This window comes from Pantoea dispersa, from assembly GCF_035783935.1.
Taxonomy (GTDB): Bacteria; Pseudomonadota; Gammaproteobacteria; order Enterobacterales; family Enterobacteriaceae; genus Pantoea; species Pantoea dispersa_C.
In genome coordinates this window covers 153901-176495 of record NZ_JALKOV010000008.1, presented here as the reverse complement: position 1 = coordinate 176495, position 22595 = coordinate 153901, and the positions used below count along the sequence as shown (strand labels likewise).

General features: G+C 58.3%; 26 protein-coding genes. 18 read left to right on the top strand and 8 right to left on the bottom strand.

Annotated elements, in window-relative coordinates; all coding sequences use genetic code 11:
• Positions 1-307: 307 nt before the first annotated feature.
• Positions 308-460 (bottom strand): hypothetical protein, encoded by a 153-nt coding sequence (locus MXF20_RS16455; protein WP_155519908.1) that lies wholly within the window; start codon positions 458-460, stop codon positions 308-310.
• An 18-nt stretch (positions 461-478) separates the two neighbouring features.
• Here MXF20_RS16455 and iraP point away from each other — a divergent pair, with 18 nt between their 5' ends.
• The 4 genes from iraP (at position 479) to MXF20_RS16435 (ending at position 3914) form a co-directional block, all read left to right on the top strand.
• Positions 479-733 carry an anti-adapter protein IraP gene (gene iraP, locus MXF20_RS16450; protein ID WP_021507236.1) on the top strand — a complete coding sequence of 85 codons (255 nt, stop codon included), beginning with the start codon at positions 479-481 and terminating at the stop codon, positions 731-733.
• Between the two features lie 85 nt (positions 734-818).
• Entirely contained in the window at positions 819-1124 is a 306-nt protein-coding gene (locus tag MXF20_RS16445) for a PsiF family protein (RefSeq protein WP_058757988.1), read from the top strand.
• A gap of 199 nt (positions 1125-1323) precedes the next feature.
• Positions 1324-2235, top strand: a complete 912-nt coding sequence (gene lpxO / locus MXF20_RS16440) for a lipid A hydroxylase LpxO (RefSeq protein ID WP_325970333.1) — start codon at positions 1324-1326, stop codon at positions 2233-2235.
• A 146-nt stretch (positions 2236-2381) separates the two neighbouring features.
• Complete coding sequence (locus MXF20_RS16435; RefSeq protein ID WP_325970332.1) at positions 2382-3914, top strand: FAD-dependent oxidoreductase; 1533 nt, start codon at positions 2382-2384, stop codon at positions 3912-3914.
• Between the two features lie 73 nt (positions 3915-3987).
• Here the strand turns inward: MXF20_RS16435 and proC are convergent, their stop codons facing one another.
• Positions 3988-4800: a pyrroline-5-carboxylate reductase gene (gene proC, locus MXF20_RS16430; RefSeq protein WP_325970331.1), complete on the bottom strand. Its 813-nt coding sequence runs from the start codon at positions 4798-4800 to the stop codon at positions 3988-3990.
• 144 nt (positions 4801-4944) lie between these two features.
• Here proC and MXF20_RS16425 point away from each other — a divergent pair, with 144 nt between their 5' ends.
• Positions 4945-5388 carry a YaiI/YqxD family protein gene (locus MXF20_RS16425; RefSeq protein WP_325970330.1) on the top strand — a complete coding sequence of 148 codons (444 nt, stop codon included), beginning with the start codon at positions 4945-4947 and terminating at the stop codon, positions 5386-5388.
• Here MXF20_RS16425 and MXF20_RS16420 read toward each other — a convergent pair whose 3' ends face one another.
• Positions 5389-6081, bottom strand: coding sequence for a DUF2076 domain-containing protein (locus MXF20_RS16420; RefSeq protein WP_325970329.1), 693 nt, complete (start codon positions 6079-6081; stop codon positions 5389-5391).
• Positions 6082-6412: 331 nt separating this feature from the next.
• Here MXF20_RS16420 and aroL point away from each other — a divergent pair, with 331 nt between their 5' ends.
• The 7 genes from aroL to ppnP all read left to right on the top strand — a co-directional run bounded on the left by aroL (position 6413) and on the right by ppnP (position 12046).
• Positions 6413-6937 (top strand): shikimate kinase AroL, encoded by a 525-nt coding sequence (gene aroL / locus MXF20_RS16415; RefSeq protein WP_325970328.1) that lies wholly within the window; start codon positions 6413-6415, stop codon positions 6935-6937.
• 110 nt (positions 6938-7047) lie between these two features.
• Entirely contained in the window at positions 7048-7239 is a 192-nt protein-coding gene (locus MXF20_RS16410; protein ID WP_021507229.1) for a YaiA family protein, read from the top strand.
• Between the two features lie 289 nt (positions 7240-7528).
• Complete coding sequence (locus tag MXF20_RS16405; RefSeq protein ID WP_325970327.1) at positions 7529-8287, top strand: IclR family transcriptional regulator; 759 nt, start codon at positions 7529-7531, stop codon at positions 8285-8287.
• 182 nt (positions 8288-8469) lie between these two features.
• Positions 8470-10029, top strand: coding sequence for an OPT/YSL family transporter (locus tag MXF20_RS16400; RefSeq protein WP_325970326.1), 1560 nt, complete (start codon positions 8470-8472; stop codon positions 10027-10029).
• A gap of 15 nt (positions 10030-10044) precedes the next feature.
• Complete coding sequence (locus tag MXF20_RS16395) at positions 10045-10977, top strand: DUF1177 domain-containing protein (protein WP_325970325.1); 933 nt, start codon at positions 10045-10047, stop codon at positions 10975-10977.
• A 2-nt stretch (positions 10978-10979) separates the two neighbouring features.
• Positions 10980-11657, top strand: a complete 678-nt coding sequence (locus MXF20_RS16390; RefSeq protein ID WP_325970324.1) for an AroM family protein — start codon at positions 10980-10982, stop codon at positions 11655-11657.
• Between the two features lie 104 nt (positions 11658-11761).
• Complete coding sequence (gene ppnP, locus MXF20_RS16385; protein WP_010616577.1) at positions 11762-12046, top strand: pyrimidine/purine nucleoside phosphorylase; 285 nt, start codon at positions 11762-11764, stop codon at positions 12044-12046.
• 149 nt (positions 12047-12195) lie between these two features.
• Here the strand turns inward: ppnP and rdgC are convergent, their stop codons facing one another.
• Positions 12196-13107, bottom strand: a complete 912-nt coding sequence (gene rdgC, locus MXF20_RS16380) for a recombination-associated protein RdgC (protein WP_325970323.1) — start codon at positions 13105-13107, stop codon at positions 12196-12198.
• Positions 13108-13254: 147 nt separating this feature from the next.
• Between rdgC and mak the strand changes: the two genes are divergently transcribed.
• Positions 13255-14166, top strand: a complete 912-nt coding sequence (gene mak, locus MXF20_RS16375) for a fructokinase (protein WP_325970322.1) — start codon at positions 13255-13257, stop codon at positions 14164-14166.
• 50 nt (positions 14167-14216) lie between these two features.
• Here the strand turns inward: mak and MXF20_RS16370 are convergent, their stop codons facing one another.
• From MXF20_RS16370 to eat, 3 genes are all read right to left on the bottom strand, one after another.
• The gene (locus MXF20_RS16370) at positions 14217-15149 is read right to left on the bottom strand and encodes a LysR family transcriptional regulator (RefSeq protein ID WP_325970321.1); all 933 of its coding nucleotides are present in this window, start codon (positions 15147-15149) and stop codon (positions 14217-14219) included.
• 122 nt (positions 15150-15271) lie between these two features.
• Positions 15272-16270, bottom strand: coding sequence for an aldo/keto reductase (locus MXF20_RS16365; RefSeq protein WP_325970320.1), 999 nt, complete (start codon positions 16268-16270; stop codon positions 15272-15274).
• A 209-nt stretch (positions 16271-16479) separates the two neighbouring features.
• Positions 16480-17844 carry an ethanolamine permease gene (gene eat / locus MXF20_RS16360; RefSeq protein WP_325970319.1) on the bottom strand — a complete coding sequence of 455 codons (1365 nt, stop codon included), beginning with the start codon at positions 17842-17844 and terminating at the stop codon, positions 16480-16482.
• Between the two features lie 267 nt (positions 17845-18111).
• On the opposite strand from eat, the gene MXF20_RS16355 reads away from it, so the two are divergent.
• Both MXF20_RS16355 and MXF20_RS16350 read left to right on the top strand, forming a co-directional pair.
• Entirely contained in the window at positions 18112-19116 is a 1005-nt protein-coding gene (locus tag MXF20_RS16355) for a phosphotransferase enzyme family protein (RefSeq protein ID WP_325970318.1), read from the top strand.
• Between the two features lie 162 nt (positions 19117-19278).
• Positions 19279-20349 carry an AraC family transcriptional regulator gene (locus MXF20_RS16350; RefSeq protein ID WP_325970317.1) on the top strand — a complete coding sequence of 357 codons (1071 nt, stop codon included), beginning with the start codon at positions 19279-19281 and terminating at the stop codon, positions 20347-20349.
• Here the strand turns inward: MXF20_RS16350 and MXF20_RS16345 are convergent.
• Complete coding sequence (locus tag MXF20_RS16345; RefSeq protein ID WP_325970316.1) at positions 20300-20707, bottom strand: cell envelope integrity TolA C-terminal domain-containing protein; 408 nt, start codon at positions 20705-20707, stop codon at positions 20300-20302. The genes MXF20_RS16350 and MXF20_RS16345 overlap by 50 nt on opposite strands.
• 173 nt (positions 20708-20880) lie before the next feature.
• Here MXF20_RS16345 and MXF20_RS16340 point away from each other — a divergent pair, with 173 nt between their 5' ends.
• The 3 genes from MXF20_RS16340 to MXF20_RS16330 are packed head-to-tail and all read left to right on the top strand — an operon-like array spanning position 20881 to position 22579.
• Positions 20881-21558 (top strand): CsgG/HfaB family protein, encoded by a 678-nt coding sequence (locus MXF20_RS16340; protein WP_325970315.1) that lies wholly within the window; start codon positions 20881-20883, stop codon positions 21556-21558.
• 11 nt (positions 21559-21569) lie between these two features.
• Positions 21570-21926, top strand: a complete 357-nt coding sequence (locus tag MXF20_RS16335) for a DUF4810 domain-containing protein (RefSeq protein WP_325970314.1) — start codon at positions 21570-21572, stop codon at positions 21924-21926.
• A complete protein-coding gene (locus MXF20_RS16330) occupies positions 21923-22579 on the top strand; it encodes a DUF799 domain-containing protein (RefSeq protein WP_325970313.1) in 657 nt (218 codons plus the stop codon). Before MXF20_RS16335 ends, MXF20_RS16330 begins: the two co-directional genes overlap by 4 nt.
• The last annotated feature ends 16 nt before the right edge of the window (positions 22580-22595 follow it).

Genomic DNA, 22595 nt, shown 5'->3' with positions numbered 1-22595 from the left:
CACTAAAACGTTAAGCGTGGTGAGCAGGCATGAATAGCGCCGGGTTGCGGAGCATTCTGTATTGTCGTGTTAACCGCCGCTTCATACACTCAGCGCAATTTCAGCAACCTGAGGTCAATATGATCCGTATCGTTAAGCTCGCTGCCGTTGTGGCGCTGGTGTCCGCGTTAAGCGGTTGTCTTTTTCCGCCGCCGGGCGGCGGCGGAGGAGGTTGGGGTGGCCCTGGCGGTGGCGGTCCCGGCCATGGGTATCAGGGGCCGCGTTAATTTAGCGCCAGTGCATAATTAATGCAGCGATGCGAAACGTTTTATCTGCGGCGTATTTTGTCAGTGAAACGTTTCGCCGTTATATATTGAATTTCAGCCACTTTTTTTACGCTTCGGCTAACCATTATTTTTCCTCTGGCCGGCAAAAATTCTTGTTGTTTTAATCCTGCCAATGCTAATTTTTGTTTTCCCATTCTGACTGAGTCCATCGCATGAAAAACCTGATTGCGGAACTCCTGCTTAAGCTGGCAGAAAAAGAAGAAGAGTCTAAAGAATTAGTGGTCCAGGTTGAGGCGCTGGAAATCGTGCTCACCGCCATGCTGCGCAGACTGGATGCCGCCCAGGTTAGCGACATCGCGGCGGGTATTGATCGCGCAATGCCGCCCGCTGCTTCCGTGCAGGAAAATCCGGACGCGCTGATGCTGCGCAATTACGTCGAAAAGTTGCTCAACCACCCGCGTGAATAATCCCGCCGTACACGCATAGATTTTTTTCCGCTTTGCTTATTCCGTGCCATGCTTAACAGGCAATAATCACACGGAGAAACCGGCAATGAAATCGTGTCTTGTGGCAATAATGGCAGCAGGCCTGCTGCTGGCTGGCGGTGCGGGCGCGGCGGAGAAAACCGCGCAGCAGGAAAAAATGACGCTGTGTAATCAGCATGCAGGCGCGCAAAATCTGAAAGGCGATGCGCGTAAAAGCTTTATGAGCGAATGCCTGAAGAAAGACAGCAAAATGGGCAATATGACGCCGCAGCAGATGAAAATGAAAAGCTGTAATAGCGAAGCAGGAGAGAAAAAACTCAGCGGCGATGCGCGTAAAACCTTTATGAGCAGCTGTCTGAAGAAGAGTGCTTAAACCTCTGGCGGCCTGCGGGCCGCTTTTTTGTGTCCGCACTCGCAGGGTTAATGCGCGACGTATTTTTTCTGTCATAAACGGCACGCGTTGCCAAAACTTTACAAAATCCTTACATAAAATTCCATTTCTCCCCATCCAGTCTCTCTGACGCTTAACCGTGGCCAGAGCGGCTTTACGTGCAACATAAGGAACCTGTTGTATGGTCGCTGCGATCATTATTGGTGTATTTATTGTTAGTGTGCTTTACGCCCACTCACGCGGCGTGGAAAAGCAAAAGTTTTCCCGTCAGTTATTTGATCACTCCACTTTTATGGCGCCGATCAATATGTTTATGACCGGGCTGTCGCGACTGCCGGCTAAACAGCCCTATTTTCCGGTTGAGGATTTTCCTGAGCTGCGTCAGTTGACCGATAACTGGCAGGTGATTCGCGATGAAGCCATTCGCCTGCAGGATCACATTAAAGCGGCGCAGACGCATAACGATGCCGGGTTTAATACCTTCTTCAAGCGTGGCTGGAAGCGTTTCTATTTAAAATGGTATAGCGATGCACATCCGTCAGCGCGCGAACTCTGTCCGGTAACCACCGAACTGGTGAGCAACATTCCCGGCGTTAAAGCGGCCATGTTTGCTGAACTGCCGCCGGGCAGCCATCTGGGCAAACACCGCGATCCTTATGCCGGTTCGGTGCGCTATCACCTCGGGCTGCAAACGCCCAACGACGATCGCTGCTTTATTGAAGTGGATCGTCAGCGCCACAGCTGGCGCGACGGTCAGGCGGTGATCTTCGACGAAACTTACGTGCACTGGGCGCAGAATGAAAGCGAGCAGACGCGTATTATCCTGTTTTGCGATATCGAGCGGCCAATGAAATGGCGCTGGGCGCAGGCGGTCAATCACTGCGTGGGCTCGACGTTAATGTCAGCAGCGGCATCGCCCAACGACGAAAACGATCGTACCGGCTTCCTCAACCGCATCTTCAAATACGTTTATGCGCTGCGCGATGCCGGTCAGAACCTGAAGAAACGTAATCGCCGGTTGTATTACTGGGTCAAACATGGACTGATTGTGGCGATTTTCGCGCTGATCATCGTGCCCAGCGTCTTCTTCTGATCCTTTCGTGCCGCTTAAAACGGCGGTTTAACAGTCAGTTAACCGCCGTTTCGCTTTGTTTCTCCTGCTAAATCCTCACGCTTTGCCACACTTACTCTTTGTAAGGAATTGTCGTATCAGACGAATAACCCCGAAGGAGGCGAACCGTGAGCTATCAATCTGTCGTGGAACTCAAGGCGCTGGCGCAGCGTAAACCCACTAAAGTGACCGTCGGCGAAACGGAGATGGTGCTGATTCGCGACGGCGACCGCGTGCAGGCGCTGCAGGCGAAATGTCCGCACGCGGGCGCGCCGCTGGAGCAGGGCGCGGTGTGCGGCGACAAACTGGTGTGTCCGTGGCATAAGGCGGTGTTTGAGCTGCGCGATGGCAAAATGTGCGAACCGCTGGCGCTGGCCAATCTGAAGCGCTATCCGGTGCGCATTGAACAGGGGCAGGTGCTGATCAATCCGCAGGCGATGTCGCAGGCCAGCGCGCCGGTGACCCAGGGAGAAACGCCGGTGTGCGTGATTCTCGGCTCCGGCGCAGCAGGCAGCGCCGCCATCTGGACGCTGCGCGATGAGGGCTTTAACGGTCGCATCGTGCGCATTGAGCGCGAAAGCGCTGCGCCTTACGATCGCACCACGCTGAGTAAATTTGTGCCCTCCGGAAAAATGGCCATCGACGAGGTGCCAAAGCTGCTGAAACAGGATGTGCTGGGACCGGTGGAGTGGCTGCAGGGTGAAGTGGTGCAGCTCAAGGCGCAGGCGCAGGCGCAGATGCTGGTGCTGAAAGACGGGCAGCAGGTGAAGTTTGACCAGCTGCTGATCGCGACCGGTGGCGTGCCGCAGCCGCTGGATATCCCGGGCAAGGATCTGAACGGCGTGCATCTGCTGCGCTCGCTGCGCCAGGCCGATGCGCTGATCTCTCAGGTGGATGAGGCGCAGCAGCTGGTGATTATCGGCAACAGCTTTATCGGTATGGAAGTGGCGGGTGCGCTGCGCAATCGCGACATTGACGTCACGGTGGTGGCGCGTCATCCGCTGCCGTTTGCCAGTCAGTTCGGCGAAGAGATTGGCCGTTATTTTTATGAGCTGCACCGCAGCAACGGCGTGAAATTCGTCGAGGGTGAACCGGAAGCGCTGACCGGCGAAGGGGCAGTGAGTGGCGTGCGACTCAAAGATGGCAAAACCGTACCCGCCAGCCAGGTGCTGTTTGCCACCGGCATTGTACCGGCCACCGACTTCATTCACGACCTGCCATTACAGAAGGATGGCAGCCTGCTGGCCGACGGCCAGTTGCGGGTCAGTGAAAACATCTGGGTGGCGGGGGATATCGCCAGCTATCTCACGCCGCGCGGCGTGCAGCGCATTGAGCACTATCGCGTGGCGCATCAGCAGGGGCGCATTGCCGCGCTGAATATGCTGGGCAAACGCATCATGTACGATCGCGTGCCGTTCTTCTGGACTGCGCATTACGGCACCCGCTATGAGTATCTGGGGCATGCAGAGGAGTGGGATGATTATCGCCTGTTGGGATCGCTGCAGGACAAGCGCTTTATCGCCTTTTACTGCCAGCAGGGCATGATCGCTGCCGTGTGCTCAGCCGGCATGTACACGCTGACCGCCGCGCTGGTGCACGAGATGCAGCAGCCAATGACGCTGGAGCAAGGCCTGGCGCTGTTTGAAGCGTATCAGGGTTAAGGTTCAAGTCCGCACCCAACAGTCCCCTCTCCCGCCTGCGGGAGAGGGTTAGGGTGAGGGAAAACCCGCACCATCACTGCTTACTCAGCGCCTCGGACTTCGCCATGCACTGCTGCATCGCGCCCATCACCGCGGCGCGGAAGCCTTTCTCTTCCAGCACCTTCACCGCTTCAATGGTGGTACCGCCCGGTGAGCACACCATATCTTTCAGTTCGCCAGGATGTTTGCCGGTCTCCAGCACCATCTGGGCGGAACCTTTTACTGCCTGCGCCGCAAACTGATAAGCCTGCGCCCGCGGCATGCCGCCCAGCACGGCGGCGTCGGCCATCGCTTCGATAAACATAAACACATAAGCCGGTGCTGAGCCGCTAACGCCGACCACGGCATGAATCAGATATTCATTCACCACCGCCGCTTTGCCAAAGCTCTCAAAAATGGTCACCACCTCGTCCACTTCCTGCGGCTCCACCAGTACGTTCGGCGTAATGGAGGTCATGCCTTCATTGACCAGCGACGGCGTATTCGGCATCACGCGGACGATTTTACGGTCGTGACCCAGCACCGCCGCCAGCGAATCGAGCGTCACGCCGGCGGCAATCGATACCACCAGCGCATCTTTCTTCAGCTGGCCAGCCAGATCCTTCAGCACTTTGAGAATCACATTGGGTTTTACCGCGCCGAACAGAATATCCACTTCACGCGCCAGGCTCTCGACACTCTCTGCCGCCGTCACGCCGTACTGCTGCGCCATGGCCTGATTGGTATCAGGTTTATGATCGTGCACCCAGATATTGGCCGGGGCGATCTGCCCGCTGTTGACCAGGCCGCTGATGATGGCTTTCGCCATATTGCCGCAGCCGACAAACCCGATTTTCTTCTCCAGCATCGCTTTATCCTTAACGTGGTTCGCTTTTCTCAGTGGATTAGCTTACGTCAGCGGCAGTGAATAACAAGTCGCGCACAAATAACATTTGCCATTCGCGGTCAGCGCGGCAAGATCGCTGGCATTGCCCGTTAATAAGGATTAAACATGTCGATTTGGGTGGATGCCGATGCGTGTCCCAATGTCATCAAAGAGGTGCTGTATCGCGCGGCTGAGCGCACCAGCGTCACCGTGACCTTCGTTGCCAACCAGCCGCTGCGCGTGCCGCCGTCACCGTTTCTGAAAACGCTGCAGGTGCCCGCCGGCTTTGACGTGGCCGATAACGAGATTGTGAAGCGCGTGCAGCCCGGCGAGCTGGTGATTACCGGCGATATTCCGCTGGCAGCTGAAGTGCTGGAGAAAGGGGCGGCGGCGCTGAATCCGCGCGGGGAGCGCTACAGCAGCGATACCATTCGCCAGCGCCTGACCATGCGTGATTTCATGGAAACGATGCGCGCCAGCGGCATTCAGAGCGGCGGCCCGTCAGCATTAAGCCCACGTGACCGCCAGCAGTTTGCTAACGAACTGGATAAGTGGTTACGTCAGCGCTAATCAGACGAAGCTGTCGTCGTCGTCAAAATCGCCACCGCTGCCGAAGTCATTGAAATCATTGTTATCGGCGAAGCTGTTGTTGTCCCAGCCAGCATTGTTGTCAAGGAAAGCGTTATTGCTGTCGTTGCCGTTGAAGGTGTTCAGATTGTCATCCACCTGCGGCAGCGCCGGTTCGTTGATAATGTTGACGATCTCTTCCGGCTGCGAGTGGTGGAACAGGCTGGTGAGCATGTCCGCCATTACCACACCACCGGCTACGCCAACGGCCGTCTGCAGTGCGCCGCCCAGGAAACCGGTGCCGCGCGCCGGGGCAGCATACTGCTGCTGAGGCGGTGCCGCATATTGTGGCTGCTGCGGTGCGCTGTTCCATGCCGGCTGCTGCTGCGGCTGGGACGGGCGCGAACCGCCGCCAAACAGGCTCGAGAGAAAACCGCCGCTGCTTTGCTGCGGTGCCTGTTGCTGCTGCGCCTGCGCCAGACGGCTTTCCAGCTCAGACACCTGCGCGTTGAGCTTTTTCATCGCCGCTTCCTGAATCAGAATCGCCTGCGCCATGTAATAAGGCGCACCCGGCTGGCTCTGTAAATGCTGGCTGATTAACTGTTCGGCACCGGCATCACGCGGGCCGCTCTGGCTTTCTGCCTGTTTCAGACGGCTGAACAGGCTTTCAATAAGTTGTTGTTCCTGGCTCTGCATGGTGAACCTCCGGTTAGACTTAGCGTGTTGTTCTTCAGGCGACCAACAGGACGTCCGTTGCCTGAACTATAAAGCGTATATGCGGGCTGCGTGACAGAAAGTAAATCAATGGCCTGGTAAGCAAATGTTGCCCGCGCTTACAAATTGTCTGATGCACGAAATGCGCATGCTTTTTCCGTGTTAAATCAACTGACTGGCTCTGGCTATCGCTGAAATACGCGTAATTCGTGCTTCGCGGCTGGCTGATAAAATAAAATCCAGGTATCATGCGACGCATTATTGACCTGATGACGTTGCCCGCGCGGCAGACTACGGCGGAGGATGAGCCCGGATGTCATTACCCATCTATCTGATCGGCGCACGCGGTTGCGGTAAAACCACCATTGGCCAGGCGCTGTCGCAAGCGCTGGGCTATGCCTTTCGTGACACCGACCACCACCTGCAGCTCACCACACAGCGCAGCGTGGCAGAAATTGTGGCAGCGGAAGGCTGGGACAGCTTTCGTGCGCGTGAAAGTGAATCGCTGCGTGCGGTTACCGCACCCGGCAGCGTGATCGCCACCGGCGGCGGCATGGTGCTGGCCGACGTCAATCGCCACTTTATGCGTGAGCATGGCCAGGTCATCTGGCTCAACGCGCCCTCTGGCGTGCTGGCCGATCGGCTGGAGCGCCAGCCGGAAGCGGCACAGCGCCCGACCTTAACCGGCCGGCCGATCGCGGAAGAGATGGAAGATATCCTGCGCGAGCGCGCGCAGCTCTACCGTCAGGCCGCGCACCATGAAGTCAACGCCATGCAGGCGCCGGAGCAGGTTGTCGATCTTATTCTGCAATCGCTGTCTCTGGCCCGCGCCAGCTAACTGCTTAAGAATTCTCCCTCTTTTTTACAGCGATCCTCGATTGTCTATACTGAATGACAGGCAGAGGATCACCGCTGTCTGTGTGGAAACCTGACATAAGAGGGAATACGATGCCAACCAGACCACCCTATCCGCGAGAAGCGCGCATTGTTGCCGTAGAAAAAGGGCAGGCGGGCAATACCGTCACCTGGTATGAATTACGGGCTGACCATCCACGTCCGGATACCTTAATTAGCGAACATAAATCGGAAGCGGAAGCGCAGGATGCCAAAGACCGCTATGAAGATGTGGAAAAAGAATAATCCAGGCGGGCACGGATGCCCGCTTTCGCTTAATTACGTCCGGTCGCTAAATAGATTTTTTTATTTTCCCTGATGCGCTAATTACGGTGATAAAAGTTGCCGTCTTTTCTGAACAATCGCACTCCTGCCTGATAACGTCTTTTTATTTTGCCTTTAGCCCTTATTTTCTGCTGCCTTAAATTTCCTGCGGCTTGTCCGGTGCAAAATTTGCGCTTGACCAATAAACCGTCGCGTTTTACTTTCGGGTTAACGATAAAGGAACTAAGTTCCATATAGTGAAACCCACGCCATGACCACACTCGAAAATGCCGCCGCCGTGCTTAAGCTGTTTCAGCGCTTTGGCGTGACGCAGGGCCATCCCGGCCTGACCTTTACCGAGGTGGTGGAGGCGCTGGGGCTGCCGAAAAGTACCGTGTCGCGCCTGCTGGCGACCATGGAAAGCGAAGGGTTGCTGGAGCGCGATCCCGACAGCCGCTGTTTTCAGATTGGCCGCGTGCTGCTGTCCGTCGCCGGGCATTATCTCTCGACACCGCTGATTGACAGCGCATCGGCGCCGATGGCGCGCCTGGCCGCCAGCAGCGGCTGCATGGGCTACATCTCGGTGCTGGACGGCGACGATGTGCTGGTGATGCGCATGTATCACGGACGCTTTTTTACGCAGCTGGTGACGCCGCCCGGTACGCGCGTGTCGGTTACCGGCACCTCGACCGGCCGCGTGCTGTTGGCGCAGCTGAGCGATGACGAGGTACGTGCGCGCTTTAGCGCTAACTGGCACACCGCGTCGATCAATTCACCGCTGAATATCGATGCGCTGTGCAAAGAGCTGGCGTTGATTCGTCAGCAGGGCTGGGCTCTGGCACGCAATGAAACGCTGCCGGGTATCAGTTCACTAGCGGTCGCGGTTACCAATAAGCATCGCGGCGAAAGTGCCGCGCTGTGTCTCTCATTCCTTTCGCAGGAAGCGGCCCCGGGCTATCCGGAAGCGCTGCTCAGCGAATTGCGCGCAACGGCTGCACTGATGGCCGAAAAATACGGCGCAGCGTCCTGAATAAACCAGGACAACCCTAATTTGATTTCAAGGCGTAATACTTCGCGCCACACCGGGGAAATAGCAGGTCTTCGGACCTGCTTATTTCAATAATCAGGGAACGATGAATTAAACGTTGAGGTTCCGCGTGTCGGGCTTAACGTCATTGCGCGTTTTCTACAGGGTGAAAATACGGGGATAATATGCGTCTGGATAATCCAATAAAGAATATTGGCGTCGGCCTGATGCTGGTTCTGCTGTCGGTTGCAGGGGCCATCATTGGGGTACAGCTGATCACAACTATTGGGGTAACGCCCAATACCTCTATTATCGGCGCGCTATTTGCCATGCTGCTGGCGCGCATTCCGCTACAGTGGTTTCGCCGCTACCGTTCGGTTGAAGTGCAAAACCTGGCACAGACCGCCATCTCTTCCGCTACCTTTGGTGCCGCTAACAGCCTGCTGATGCCGATCGCCGTACCGTGGGCGCTGGGCGAGCCGCAGCTGGTGCTGCCGCTGTTTATCGGCGTCAGCGCGGCGATGCTGCTGGATGCGTGGCTGCTGTATCGTCTGTTTGATACGCGCGTGTTCCCGGCCAGCAACGCCTGGCCACCGGGCGTGGCGGCGGCAGAAGCGATCAAAGCCGGTGATAAGGGCGGTCGCCAGGCGTGGCTGCTGGTGGCTGGAATCGTGGGTGGCGTCGCGGGCGCGATGCTGAAAATCCCGATGTCCGCTTTTGGTACCGCATTCATTGGCAATATCTGGGCGCTGACCATGCTCGGCATCGGTTTCCTGCTGCGTGCCTATGCGCAACCGGTTGCCGGTATCGATATCAACGCGCTGTACATTCCGCACGGCGTGATGGTCGGAGCCGGGTTAGTGGCGCTGATTCAGGTGGTGCAGGTGATTCGCAGCCGCCGCCACGACAACCTCAACGTCAGCCGCAGCGACAGCGAAGTCAGGCGCGCGCTCGGCCTGGGGAGCGTCGGCTACATCGTCATCTCGGCGCTGCTGGCGCTGGGCGGCGGCCTGTGGAGCGAGATGGGCCTGCCGATGCTGCTGCTATTTATTCTCTACGCGGCCTTTGCCGCCTTCGTACATGAGCTGATTGTCGGTATCGCCGCCATGCACTCGGGCTGGTTCCCGGCCTTCGCGGTGGCACTGATCACCCTGATCCTCGGCATCCTGCTCGGCTTCCCGCCGCTGGCGCTGTGCCTGCTGTGCGGCTTCACCGCGGCCACCGGTCCGGCCTTCGCCGATATGGGTTACGACCTGAAGGCCGGCTTTATTCTGCGCGGCAACGGCGCCGATGTGCAGCAGGAGCTGTGGGGCCGCCGCATCCAGCTGATCGCCGCGATGATTGCTTTTGTTATCTCAATCCCGGTGGTGTGGTATGCGCACAACCTGTTCTTTGTCGACAACCTGCTGCCGCCGGTGGCGCGCGTCTACGCCAAAACCATTCAGGCCGGCGCGGAGCCGGGCATTGCCGGCAGCCTGCTGATGTGGGCGATTCCGGGAGCGATTATTCAGCTGATCGGCGGACCTAAGCGCCAGCTCGGCGTGCTGTTAGCCACCGGTCTGTTAATCAACAACGCCGCCGCCGGCTGGGCGGTGCTGGTCGGGATTGCGTTACGTGTCCTGATCCTGCGCGTGTGGGGCGAGCGTGGACGTTCACCGATGGAGGTGATGGCCGCGGGTTTCATTGCGGGCGACGCGCTGTACAGCTTCTTCCACTCACTTTTTGCCAGCAGCAGTAAAAAATAATCCAGGGATTCAGCGATGAGTTTACAGCAGACACTTCAGGTTTTTGAATTACTCGACAGCGCCTATGTGGATGGCCAGCAGGTGGTCGACCTGTTCGCCGCTTATCCCGGCGTCAGCGCCAGCTTTAAGCGCGTCAGTGGACCAAAAGGGCGTACCGATTTCGTGCGCATCGACATTCCCGGTGCTCAGGGCAAAAGCCGTGGCGGCAGCGCGCCGACGCTGGGGATCATTGGCCGTCTCGGCGGCATCGGTGCGCGTCCGACGCGCATCGGCATGGTGTCCGACGCCGACGGCGCGGTGGCCGCGGTGAGCAGCGCGCTGAAGCTGGCACAGATGCAGACCAAAGGCGACGTGCTGGCCGGTGACGTGATCGTGACCACGCATATTTGTCCGGATGCGCCGACCCGTCCGCATGAGCCGGTGGACTTCATGGATTCGCCCTGCGACGACATCACCATGAACGACAACGAAGTGGTCGACGGCGTGGACGCGATTCTCTCCATTGATACCACCAAAGGAAACCGCATCCTCAACCATAAGGGCTATGCGCTGTCACCGACGGTGAAAGAGGGCTACATCCTGCGCGTGTCGGAAGATCTGCTGCGCATCATGGAGATGACCAGCGGCCAGCCTGCGGTCACGTTCCCGATCACCACGCAGGACATCACCCCTTACGGCAACGGCGTCTATCACCTCAACAGCATTCTGCAGCCGTCTACCGCCACCGATGTGCCGGTGGTCGGCGTGGCGATTTGTGCGCAATCCGTAGTGCCTGGCTGCGGTACCGGCGCCAGCCATGAAGTGGATATCGCGGCGACGGTGCGCTTTGCAGTGGAAGTGGCCAAGGAGTTTGGCCGTGAGACCTGTTCGTTTTATGACCCGCAGGAGTACGCGCTGCTGCTATCTTTGTATGGTAGCCTCAGCCATCTGCGCAGCCGGAAAGCCTGATCATGAAACCGTCCCTTGTCACTTTAACCATTGGGCAGTCGCCGCGGAGCGATATTCTGCCGCTGCTGGAGGCGTATTTGCCGGCCGGGGCCGTGACGCATGCCGGTCTGCTGGACGGCCTGACGCTGGCCGAAGTGGAGCAGTTATACGCGCCCGCGCCAGGCGATAAAGTGCTGGTGTCGCGCATGAGCAGCGGCGAGCAGGTGCGGCTGGCCGCAGCGAAAGTGGAGCAGGGGCTGCAGGGTAAAATTACCGCGCTGGAGCAGCAGGGGTACGACATCATTCTGCTGCTGTGCACCGGTGAGTTCGGCACGCTGAACACCGCGTCGGCGCTGTTGCTGGAGCCGGAACGCATCATTCCGCCGCTGGTCAGCGCCATCGTGCAGCAGCATAAAATCGGCATCGTGGTGCCGGTTGAGGAGCAGATCGCCGAGCAGGCCAGCAAATGGCGCAACCTGCACAGCGCGCCCTGTTTCGCCGTTGCCAGCCCTTATCTGGCGCAGCAGAGTGAACTGATTGAAGCCGGATTGACCCTGCAGGAGCAGGGCGCTGATGTGGTGGTGCTCGACTGTATTGGATATCACCAGAAACACCGTGATTTTCTGCAGAATATGCTGGGCATTCCGGTGCTGCTGTCGAATGTGCTGGTAGCGAAACTGGCGGCTGAACTGATCGTCTGATCGAGGCCGATCACAACTTGCGATCGGCGGCGCTAATTCACGTGACAGATCAGCGAGTTCCCTTGTAATCTGCCGGTAACCCTAATGTGCTGTGAGGAAGTAACATGCTCAACGTAAGTGAGTATTTCGACGGAAAAGTGAAATCCATTGGTTTCGACAGCGTGACCATTGGCCGGGCCAGCGTTGGCGTGATGGCAGAAGGCGAATACACCTTTGGTACTGGCCAGCCGGAAGAGATGACGGTAGTGAGCGGCGCGCTGAAAGTGCTGCTGCCGGGCGAAGCCGAGTGGAAATGGTACGAAGCCGGATCGGTATTTAACGTGCCGGGCCACAGCGAATTCCACCTGCAGGTGGCGGAGCCAACGTCTTACCTGTGCCGCTATCTTTAAGCGTTATAGCAGCATCCATTATCAACCGGTAAAGCCTGTGCGGCGTTACCGGTTTTTTTAATGGCCGGCATAGGTGGTGTGTTCTGTTCGCAGGGGCGCCATTCATGGTTAAACACACCTGTACTATCCTTCCAGCCTGCGATAGCCGCTTAACGCTGCGCTTCGCCGCCTAACGCTTCCACCAGGTTGCTGATCAATGCCGCCAGCTCGCTGGTCATCAGAATAAAATCGGCATCAAAACGCTGGGCGAAATCATCGCGATCGATATCGTCATTCTGCTCGCGCAGCGTGTCGCTGAACTTCAGACGCTTCACCGAAGCATCATCAGCGATCACCAGCTGAATACGCTCCTGCCAGTCGAGCGCCAGTTTGGTGACCACTTTACCGGCTTCGATATGGGTGGCGATCTCGTCGGAAACCAGATCCTGCTTTTTACAGCGGATCACGCCACCATCTTCCAGTATCGCCTTCAGCTCGGCTTCGTCCATCAGGGTAAAGCCGGCAGGCAGCTCACCGGAGCGCACCCATTCGGTCAGCGTCAGCTCGATCGGATTTTCCAGCGTCAGCGGCACCACCGGCAGCGAGCCGAGGCTCTTACGCAGCAGCGCCAGCGTATCTTCCGCTTTTTTCGCGCTGGCGCAGTCGACGATGATCAGGTTATTGACGGTGTCGATCCACATAAAGGTCTGACTGAAACGGCTGAAGGCGCGCGGCAGCAGGCTGTGCAGCACTTCATCTTTCAGCGAATCCTTTTCGGTCTTTTTCAGCTTGCGGCTCTGTTCCGCTTCCAGCTTCTCAATTTTGGCTTCCAGCGCCTGCTTCACCACTGGCGATGGCAGAATTTTCTGCTCGGTGCGGGCGCAGATCACTATCTGGCCGTTAATCATATGCGTCAGCGCTTCGCTGCGGTTGCCCATCGGCGAGACCCAGCCGGTTTTAGCCATGTCCTGGCTGCCGCACGGCGTGAAGGTAAAGGCGTCGAGCTGTTTTTCCAGATCGTCTGCGGACAGCGGGATGTCCCGATTCAGACGATAAACCATCATATTTTTAAACCACAACATCAGGATTCCTTACCGTGGGTGCGATCGGGCGCACAAGTCTAAAACAGTCAGCGCGCATGATAGCGAAACATCGGAGCGGTTTCATTGCCTTTCCCGATTCCGCCTTCTACTGTATCTGTCACCTGAACGAATAATGAGGAATAAATCGTGCGTATTGGTATTGATTTAGGCGGCACCAAGATTGAAGTGATTGCGCTGTCTGACCAGGGCGAAGAGCTGTTCCGCCATCGCGTGAATACCCCGCGTGACGACTACGCCGCCACGGTGCAGGCGATTGTCGATCTGGTGCTGCTGGCGGAAGCGCAGACCGGGCAGCAGGGAACGGTCGGCGTGGGCATTCCCGGCACGATTTCTCCTTACACCCAGCGAGTAAAAAATGCTAACTCGACGTGGCTCAACGGACAGCCGCTGGATAAAGATTTGGCGCAGGCGCTGAATCGTGACGTGCGCATCGCCAACGACGCGAATTGCCTGGCGGTTTCCGAAGCGGTGGATGGCGCAGGTGCAGGCCAGCCGCTGGTATTTGCGGTGATCATTGGTACCGGTTCCGGCGCGGGCGTGGCCATCAACGGTGAATCACGCATTGGCGGTAACGGTAACGCAGGTGAGTGGGGACACAATCCGCTGCCGTGGATGGACGAAGACGAGCTGCGTTATCGCGCGGAAGTGCCGTGCTACTGCGGGCTGCAGGGCTGCATCGAAACCTTTGTCTCCGGCACCGGCTTCGCCATTGATTATCAGCGTCTCAGCGGACAGGCGCTGAAGGGCGCGGAGATCATCCGGCTGATCGAACAGCAGGATCCGGTGGCCGAGCTGGCGATGAGCCGCTATGAAATGCGGCTGGCCAAATCGCTGGCGCAGGTGGTCAACCTGCTCGATCCGGATGTGATCGTGCTCGGCGGCGGCATGAGCAACAACGATCGGCTGTACCAGACGGTGCCGACGCTGATGAAACAGTGGGTGTTCGGCCGCGAGTGCGAGACACCGGTGCTGAAAGCGGTGCACGGTGACTCCAGCGGCGTGCGCGGCGCCGCCTGGCTATGGCCGGTGAAAGCGTAGCGTCACGGCGCTTTATGCGTGCTTAACCCCCTCTTCCGGCGGAAGAGGGGTCAGTTTTGGCTTAACTGAACGGCGTGACACACGATATCGTGCGCATGCAGTACGGCTGGCCGGTTTTCATTCAGTCGGATGGCTGCATAAATATCGATATGCAGATGTTGCGCTGCATCGTCAGTCAGTGCGCGGTAACACAACCCTTCCTGATGAAAGGTACATTTCGACTGCGGCATCAGGGCAAAGCCTTTGCCTCGGGCAATGTGCGTCAGCATAACCAGTGAATCATCTGGCTCTTTGACTCGCCTGAGCGGGGTGCGCAGCTGGGAAAACAGCTGTTCACACTTATCGTAGAATGACGGATTTGCGCTTCTGGCAAACCAGAACAGCGGTAAATCGCCGATCGCGTCCAGCGAAACGTTTTCCTTCAGGCTGGCCGGATGTCTGGCCGGCATTGCTACCAGCAACGGCTCACGCCCGATCCACTGGTACTGCACGGTATCTTCGTGGCCGGTTGCTTTTTCGCCCGTCAGCACCAGGTCGAGGCGGTTTTTTGCCAGACACTGCAGCAACTGCGCCGACGTCAGTTCGGGCGTTTCCACATCGTCGGCGGCGTCCAGTTTTAGCAGTTGCTGGTGAATGGGCGCAATCCGTGCAAAATTCAGCGTGCGCGTCAGGCCGATGCGCACGCGCTTTTCTGATGACAGCGAGCCGGTTTTCAGGTCATTCAGTTCCTGAAGGATCTTTTCCGCTTTTGTTACCAGCGCCCGGCCAGCTTCCGTCAGGCTGACGTCATGGGTGCTGCGGCTAAATAAAGGCTGCTCCAGCACGGCTTCAAGGCGCTTAATCTGCCGGGTTAACGGAGGCTGAGTCATGCTGAGCCGTTCGGCGGCCCGGCGAAAGTTGAGCTCGTGCGCAACCGCGAGAAAGCATTGCAGCTGTTTCACGCTCGGGAGATGGTTGCTGATAAGGTGCTCTGCCGTCGCCATAGAGTCCATCCGGATAATCAAAAACGCTATTCTACGCAGCAAAATGACAGCAGGACAGGAGGTTAACCGCTCTGGCTGGCGCCACGTCAGATGCCCCGACCGGGCGTTACCCGGCCAGGGCTTCAGGCATTAATGCTTTTCATCCCTTCCTGAGAATAGCGCTCGCCCCTGATCTCAATATGCTGGGGGATAGCGTTCAGTAAGGCGATATCTGCCTGCTCCAGCACGATATCGGCGGCCTGCGCATTTTCCGCCAGATAACGGGTCTGTTTCGTCCCCGGAATGGGGATCAGCTTGTCGTACTGCGCCAGCAGCCAGGCCAGCGCAATCTGCCCTGGCGTGCAGCTGTACTTTTCAGCGAGCGGGTGCACCGCGTCAAGAAGCTGGGCGTTGTGATCGAGACTGGACTGGCTGAAGCGTTGATTATTTTTGCGGAAATCACCCTCAGCGAAGTCGCTGTTATGACGATACTTTCCGGTCAGAAAACCTCTGCCCAGCGGAGAGTAGGGAACTAAACCTATACCCAGCTCTTTCACCGCCGGCAGAATCTCAGCTTCGATATCGCGCGTCCACAGTGAATATTCGGTTTGCAGGGCAGTGAGCGGGTGGATGGCATGGGCCCGACGCAGGGTTGACGCAGAAACCTCACACAGTCCAATGTGGTTGATCTTACCCGCTTTAACGAGGCCGCTCAGGCATTCCATGCTCTCTTCAATCGGCGTTGTCTGGCTCACGCGGTGCAGATAGAACAGATCGATGCGCTCAACGCCAAGCCTTTGAAGCGATTCATTACAGCTGCGGGTGATGTAGTCGGGCTGGTTGTTAATCGTCCGGGCATAAGCCTGGTCAGCAGGGCGATCGATTCCGCACTTGGTGGCAATGTTAAACTGCTTGCGCGTGGCGTTATCCAGTCCGGCAAGAAAGTGGCCGATCAGCCGCTCATTATGGCCCCGGCCGTACATATCCGCGGTGTCGATAAAGGTGATGTTCAGGTCGATAAGCGCGTGCAACAGCTGCAGTGAAGCGGTGTCGTCGGTCTGCCCATAAAATTCACTCAGTCCCATGGCACCATAGCCGATCGAACTGACAGCGAGGGTTTGCGATAAATGTCGGGTGTGCATAGTGGCTCCTTTGTCTGGTTTTTTGATTGTTGCACCCCGATTACGCGTAATGAATTGTCTTTTTCGTCATGCAAAAAAGGTATCACAGCAGCAAGGCCTGAGCGGTGCTGTGGTGGGAGGGAGTTATCGCGAGTGGCAGAAAAGCGCGGGTACACAGAGGGCTCTGTGTACCCGCATCCGTTGCCTGAAGGACAGGGGCAATGCGTTTGTTACTCGCCGACCAGCATGGAATCCTGCGGTGCGCGTGCGCGCTGGGCTTTGGTGGCGAGGAAGTAAACGTAGCCGAGCGCCATAATCGCTATAAACAGTCCGCCGATTACCGGATTGAACCACAGCATCGCCACCAGGCACACCAGCGACAGCACCAGCGCAATGCCCGGCACCAGCGGGTAGCCTGGCGCGCGGAAGCTGCGCTCCAGATCCGGTGCGCTGCGACGTAGCTTAAACAGGCTCAGCATACTCATCAGGTACATCACAATCGCGCCGAACACCGCCATGGTGATCATCGCCGCCGTCAGCGTCATGCCCTGCAGATTAATCAGCCCGTCGCTGTAAATGGCGGCGATACCGATGGCACCCCCGGCGATAATCGCCCGGTGCGGCGTCTGGAAGCGTGACAGTTTCGCCAGGCTGGGCGGCAGATAGCCGGCGCGGGCGAGGGCAAAGAACTGGCGCGAATAGCCAAGGATGATGCCGTGGAAGCTGGCAACCAGGCCAAACAGGCCGATCCACACCAGCATATGCATCCAGTTAGAGTGCTCGCCGACAATCATCTTCATCGCCTGCGGCAGCGGATCGTTGATGTCCGACAGCTTGCGCCAGTCGCCCGCGCCGCCAGCCAGCAGCATCACGCCAATCGCCAGCACCACCAGGGTGAGAATGCCGCTGATGTAGGCTTTCGGGATGGTGCGTTTGGGATCTTTGGCCTCTTCGGCCGCCATCGCCGCGCCTTCAATGGCGAGGAAGAACCAGATAGCGAACGGAATGGCGGCAAAGATGCCGGACAGCGCAGGCATGCCAAAATGATCGCTGCCGGCCCAGCCGTTGGCGGCAAAGTTCGCGACGCTGAAACCTGGCGACACCACACCCATGAACACCAGCAGTTCCAGCACCGCCAGCACCGTCACCACCAGTTCGAACATCGCGGCCAGCTTCACACCGAGAATATTCAGCCCCATAAACAGCAGATACGCGCCGACCGCCGCGGTTTTCGGGTTGAGATTGGGATACTGCACGTTGAGGTAGGCGCCAATCGCCATAGCGATGGCCGGCGGCGCGAACACGAACTCAATCAGCGTCGCCAGACCGGCAATCAGGCCACCAGTCTCGCCAAACGCCCGGCGGCTGTAGGCGAACGGACCGCCGGCGTGCGGAATTGCCGTGGTCAGTTCGGTAAAGCTAAAAATAAAGCAGGTATAGAGCGTGGCGATCAGTGCGGTGGTTATCAGGAATCCCAGCGTCCCGGCGACGCCCCAGCCATAACTCCAGCCGAAATACTCGCCGGAAATCACCAGACCAACCGCAATCCCCCATAAATGCAGGGTGCCCAGCGTGGGTTTAAGTTTGCCTGTCATCTTCATCTCCCCGTCATGCTTGTTGTGCGGCGTTGGCACCGCGCTATTGTGGGTTTGCGCTACAGTGAAGGGATAATGCCGCTGCCCGAGACGGGAAAACTTGACGCAGGCGCAGTGAGTTTTGTCCTCCACGGTCAACTCGCCAGCAAAAAAAGCGGCGGCTGCACGCTGCGGTCAACTTTTGCTGTTCTGCGGTCAGGCAGTCAGGACGACCTCATCCCATGCTGATAACACTTGCTTAACGAGACTGATGCTGGAGAGTGATGAATGAGCGCCAAACAAGCCGAAACCCTGACCGATGCCGAGATCACCCTGCTGGCGCAGCGCGCGCTGGCCTGCTATCCCGCTGCGCTGCACGGTGAACTGCAGCTGCTGTGCCGTTCGGAGAACGCCACCTTTCTGCTGCGTGCCGGCGGCAAACGCTATGCGCTGCGCCTGCACCGTCCGGATTACCACAGCAAAGCGGACATTCTCAGTGAGCTGATGTGGCTCGATGCGCTGCGTGAAACCGGCATCATGGTGCCAGAGGCCATTCCGGCGCGCGACGGCGAAAGCGTGCTGACGCTGACGCTGGCGGACGGCAGCACGCGTCACGCGGTGCTGTTCCACTGGATTGACGGCGAGATGCCGACCACCGACGTCGATCCCAAAGCCTTTCAGCAGCTCGGTACCATCACTGCGCGCCTGCATCAGCACAGTCGCAGCTGGCAGAAACCCGCGGGTTTTCAGCGCATTATCTGGGATCACCACACCATGGTCAGCGAGCACAGCCACTGGGGCCGCTGGCAGGATGCGCCCCATCTCGATCCGGCCGATCACGGCATTATCGCAGCGGCGGTGGATCGCGCCGGGCTGGCGCTGGCGGAGTTTGGCAAACAGAGCGATCGCTACGGCCTGATCCACGCCGATCTGCGCCTGACTAACCTGCTGCTGCACAAAGGCGAAACCCGGGTGATCGACTTCGATGACTGCGGCATGGGCTGGTATCTGCACGATCTGGCGGCCGCGATCAGTTTCGTCGAGCACCATCCACGGGCGGCGGAATGGGTGGATAACTGGATCCTCGGCTATGAGCGTGTGGCACACATCAGCGATGCCGAGATGGCGCTGGTGCCGACGCTGCTGATTCAGCGTCGTATTCAGATGACGGCGTGGATGGGCACGCACGCTGATACCGAGATGGCGCTCAGCCTCGGGCCACACTGGGCCAGCCACTCGGTGCGCCTGTGCCGTCGCTATCTTGAGAGCAGCCAGCTGCCGGTTGGCGCGTGAGCTGCACCAGCACAGGGCAGCGGCGCGCGCTGATGTGCTGATTGGGTGCCTGCAGATAGCGCGCGCCGGCGGTTACAGGCGCTTACGCGGGCGCGGTGACGCTGGTATGAAAATTGCTGGATCCCTTCATTCTGTTATCCGCGCGATCCCTGAGAGGTTCCCATGCAATCACTCATCTCTGCTGCTGATGCCTTCAGCGCGCTGGCCACGCCGGCCAGCAACCGTGGCGTTCTGGCCGCGGCGGCGACCGGTCTGAGCGCCTTCATTACTGACAAAGGCGGCGATGTCGATCGCATCTTTGGCATCAGTGGCATCGATTCCGAACTGCTGGCCAGCCCGACGCTCAGTCTCGGGCTGGTCAACTATTGCCGCGTGATGGAAGAAGCGGCGCGCCACTCCGGCTTTGATAACTTCGGTTTGCATTACGGCAGGCAGTTCAAACCGCAGTCATTAGGGTTAATTGGCTACATCGGGCTGTGCTCACCGACGCTGGAGCAGGCGCTGCACAATGTGGTGAACGCGTTTCCGTGGCACCAGCACGATACGCTGACGCGGCTGGTCGACAAGGGCGACTGCTGGCGGCTTGATTATCAGGTGCGCCACGGAGCGATCCTGGCGCGGCGTCAGGATGCGGAGCTGACGCTCGGCATGTTCCTCAACCTGATTCGCCACGTGGCGGGGAAAAACTGGGCACCGCGCGAGGTGCACTTTGAACATCCGCGTCCGGAGCAGTGGCACGAGCACTGCAAAGTGTTTGATGCGCCGGTCTGGTTCGATCAGCCGTTTAACTCGCTGCTGATCGCCAAACGCGACCTGCAGCGCGCCATGCCGGAGCAGGATGCGATGCTGCTGATGGTGATGCAGGATGCGATTCGTCGCCTTAACAGCTGCGCCAGCATGCAAAGCGTGGTCGAACTGGCGCGTTCGCAGGTCAGTCTGACGCTGATTCAGGGCGAACCGGTGCTGGAAGAGGTTGCCGGCAAAATGGGGCTGTCGAGCTGGTCGCTGCAGCGGCGTCTGCGTGAAGAGGGCATCAGTTTTAGTGCGCTGGTGGACAAGGTGCGCTGCGAAATGGCCACCCATTACCTGCAGCAGAAGCAGCTGCCCATCTCGGAGATGGCGCTGCTGCTCGGCTATTCTGAGGTCAGCGCCTTTTCCCGCGCTTTCCGCCGCTGGTTCGGCATCAGCCCGCGCCAGTGGCGCCAGGATGGGCTGGCAAGCCAGGCCGGGTAGGCGCAAAGCCAAACCACGCCGGCTGGTCGCGCTGCGGCGGTGGCGGTAAGCCGCGTGACTGACCAATCAACTGCCAGGCGCGCAAACACAGTGCTTCGTCGCCCTGCGTCTGCGTCACCGCGAAGCGTCCGCTGTTCTGCCACTCCAGCCGCACCCAGCAGTGTTGGCCGGCATAGCGCGCCGCATCCTGAAACTGCTTATTAAGCTTCTGCTGCAGCGCTTCGCTCCACTGACAGGCGGCACTGTGTGCATCGCCCTGCGGCTGGCACTGGTTAGCCAGATGGGGGGCCGGTGCAGGGGTTTGCTGACAGGCGCTGAGCACCACCGTTAACGCTAACCCACCTGATAGTCTCGCCAATCGATTAATTAAATTCATTAATAAGCCTGCATTTTTGCTAAAGGTTCCCGGCACTGCTGCCGACAGTCTACAGACCGCAGCAGGGAATGCTATGGCATTACTCTGACTGTCGGCATAACCAGAATTTGCCGCCCGGTGGCGGTGTTATCCCTTCCTTTATTCATGGACCAGAAATGCAGAAGAAATATGCCTTTGCGGCACTCTCCCTGTTAAGCGCCGCGCTGCTCAGTGGCTGTGCCACTGAATCGTCGCGCGCTATCGACGCCCCCCAGGTTCGCGCCGCGAGCCAGCCGGCTTATCAGGGTGTACGCAGCCCTATCGCGGTCGGTCAGTTTGATAACCGTTCGTCATACATGAATGGGATTTTCTCCGACGGTGTTGATCGTCTGGGTAACCAATCCAAAACCATTCTGATTACGCACCTGCAGCAGACCAATCGCTTCAACGTGCTGGATCGCAGCAACCTGAAAGAGCTGCAGCAGGAAGCCGACTTCAAACACAGCCAGCAGAACATCAAGGGCGCTAACTACATCATCACCGGTGACATCACCGAGTTCGGTCGCAAAGAAGTGGGCGATCAGCAGCTGTGGGGCATCCTCGGGCGCGGTAAAAGCCAGATCGCTTACGCCAAAGTGAACCTGAATGTAGTGGATGTGACCACTTCCGAAGTGGTGTACAGCGTGCAGGGCGCGGGTGAATACCAGCTGTCAGCGCGCGAAGTGATCGGCTTTGGCGGCACCGCCAGCTACGACTCCACCCTGAACGGCAAAGTGATGGAGCTGGCGATCCGTGAAGCGGTCGACCACCTGGTGGATGGCATCAATAACGGCGCATGGCGCCCGGTAAAATAAGGATATTGACGATGAAATTACTGCCACTGAGCGCCGCGCTGATCGCGGCAGGCGTGCTGGCCGGCTGTGCGCCAAAAGGACCGGAGCCGATCTACTACTGGGGTGATTACCAGCAGCAGGTGTACAGCTATTACCAGAAAGACAGCGATCCGCAGAAGCAGATTGATGCGCTGAACCTGGACATCGAAAAAGCCAAAGCGGTGAACAAGCCGGTGGCACCCGGTGTGCACGCCCAGCTGGGCCTGCTGTACGCCAAAAATGGCAACACCGATAAAGCCTTCAGCCAGTTCGCCCTTGAAAAGCAGCTGTTTCCGGAATCGGCCCCGTACATGGACTTTCTGATGAAGAAAAAAGGAGTGAACCAATGAAAAAACTGATTGCCGTGTGCGGCGTATTCGCGGCGCTGCTGCTGACCGGCTGTGCCCAGAATAAGAAACCGTATGACTACAGCGCCTTCCGCGCCAGTAAGCCGGCGTCAATTCTGGTGCTGCCTGCCGATAACCGTGCGCCGGATATCAACGCATCGCACAGCTTCACCTCGCTGGTGACACAGCCGCTGGCGGAAGCGGGCTACTACGTGTTCCCGGTGGCGGTGGTGGAAGAGACCTTCCAGCAAAACGGCCTGAGCAACGGCCACGAAATTCAGGCGGTGAGCACGAAGCGCTTGCATGACATCTTCAACGCAGATAGCGCACTGTACATTTCGATTACCGATTACGGCAGCAGCTATCTGGTGGTTGATTCGGTGACCACGGTCTCGGCCACTGCCCGTCTGGTCGATCTGCGTAGCGGTAAAGAGCTGTGGCAGGGCATGGCCACCGCCAATGATTCTGAGAACAGCAACAATAACAACGGCGGCATTATCGGCATGCTGGTGTCGGCGGCGATCAAACAGATCGCCAGCAACGTGGGCGACAAAGCGCACACCATTGCCGGTGTCACCAGCGCACGTCTGTTAGCGCAGAACGAGCAGGGTGGTCTGCTGGCCGGTCCGCGCTACAAAGCGCCGGTTACGCGTTAAGTTCGCTGGCGCGGCG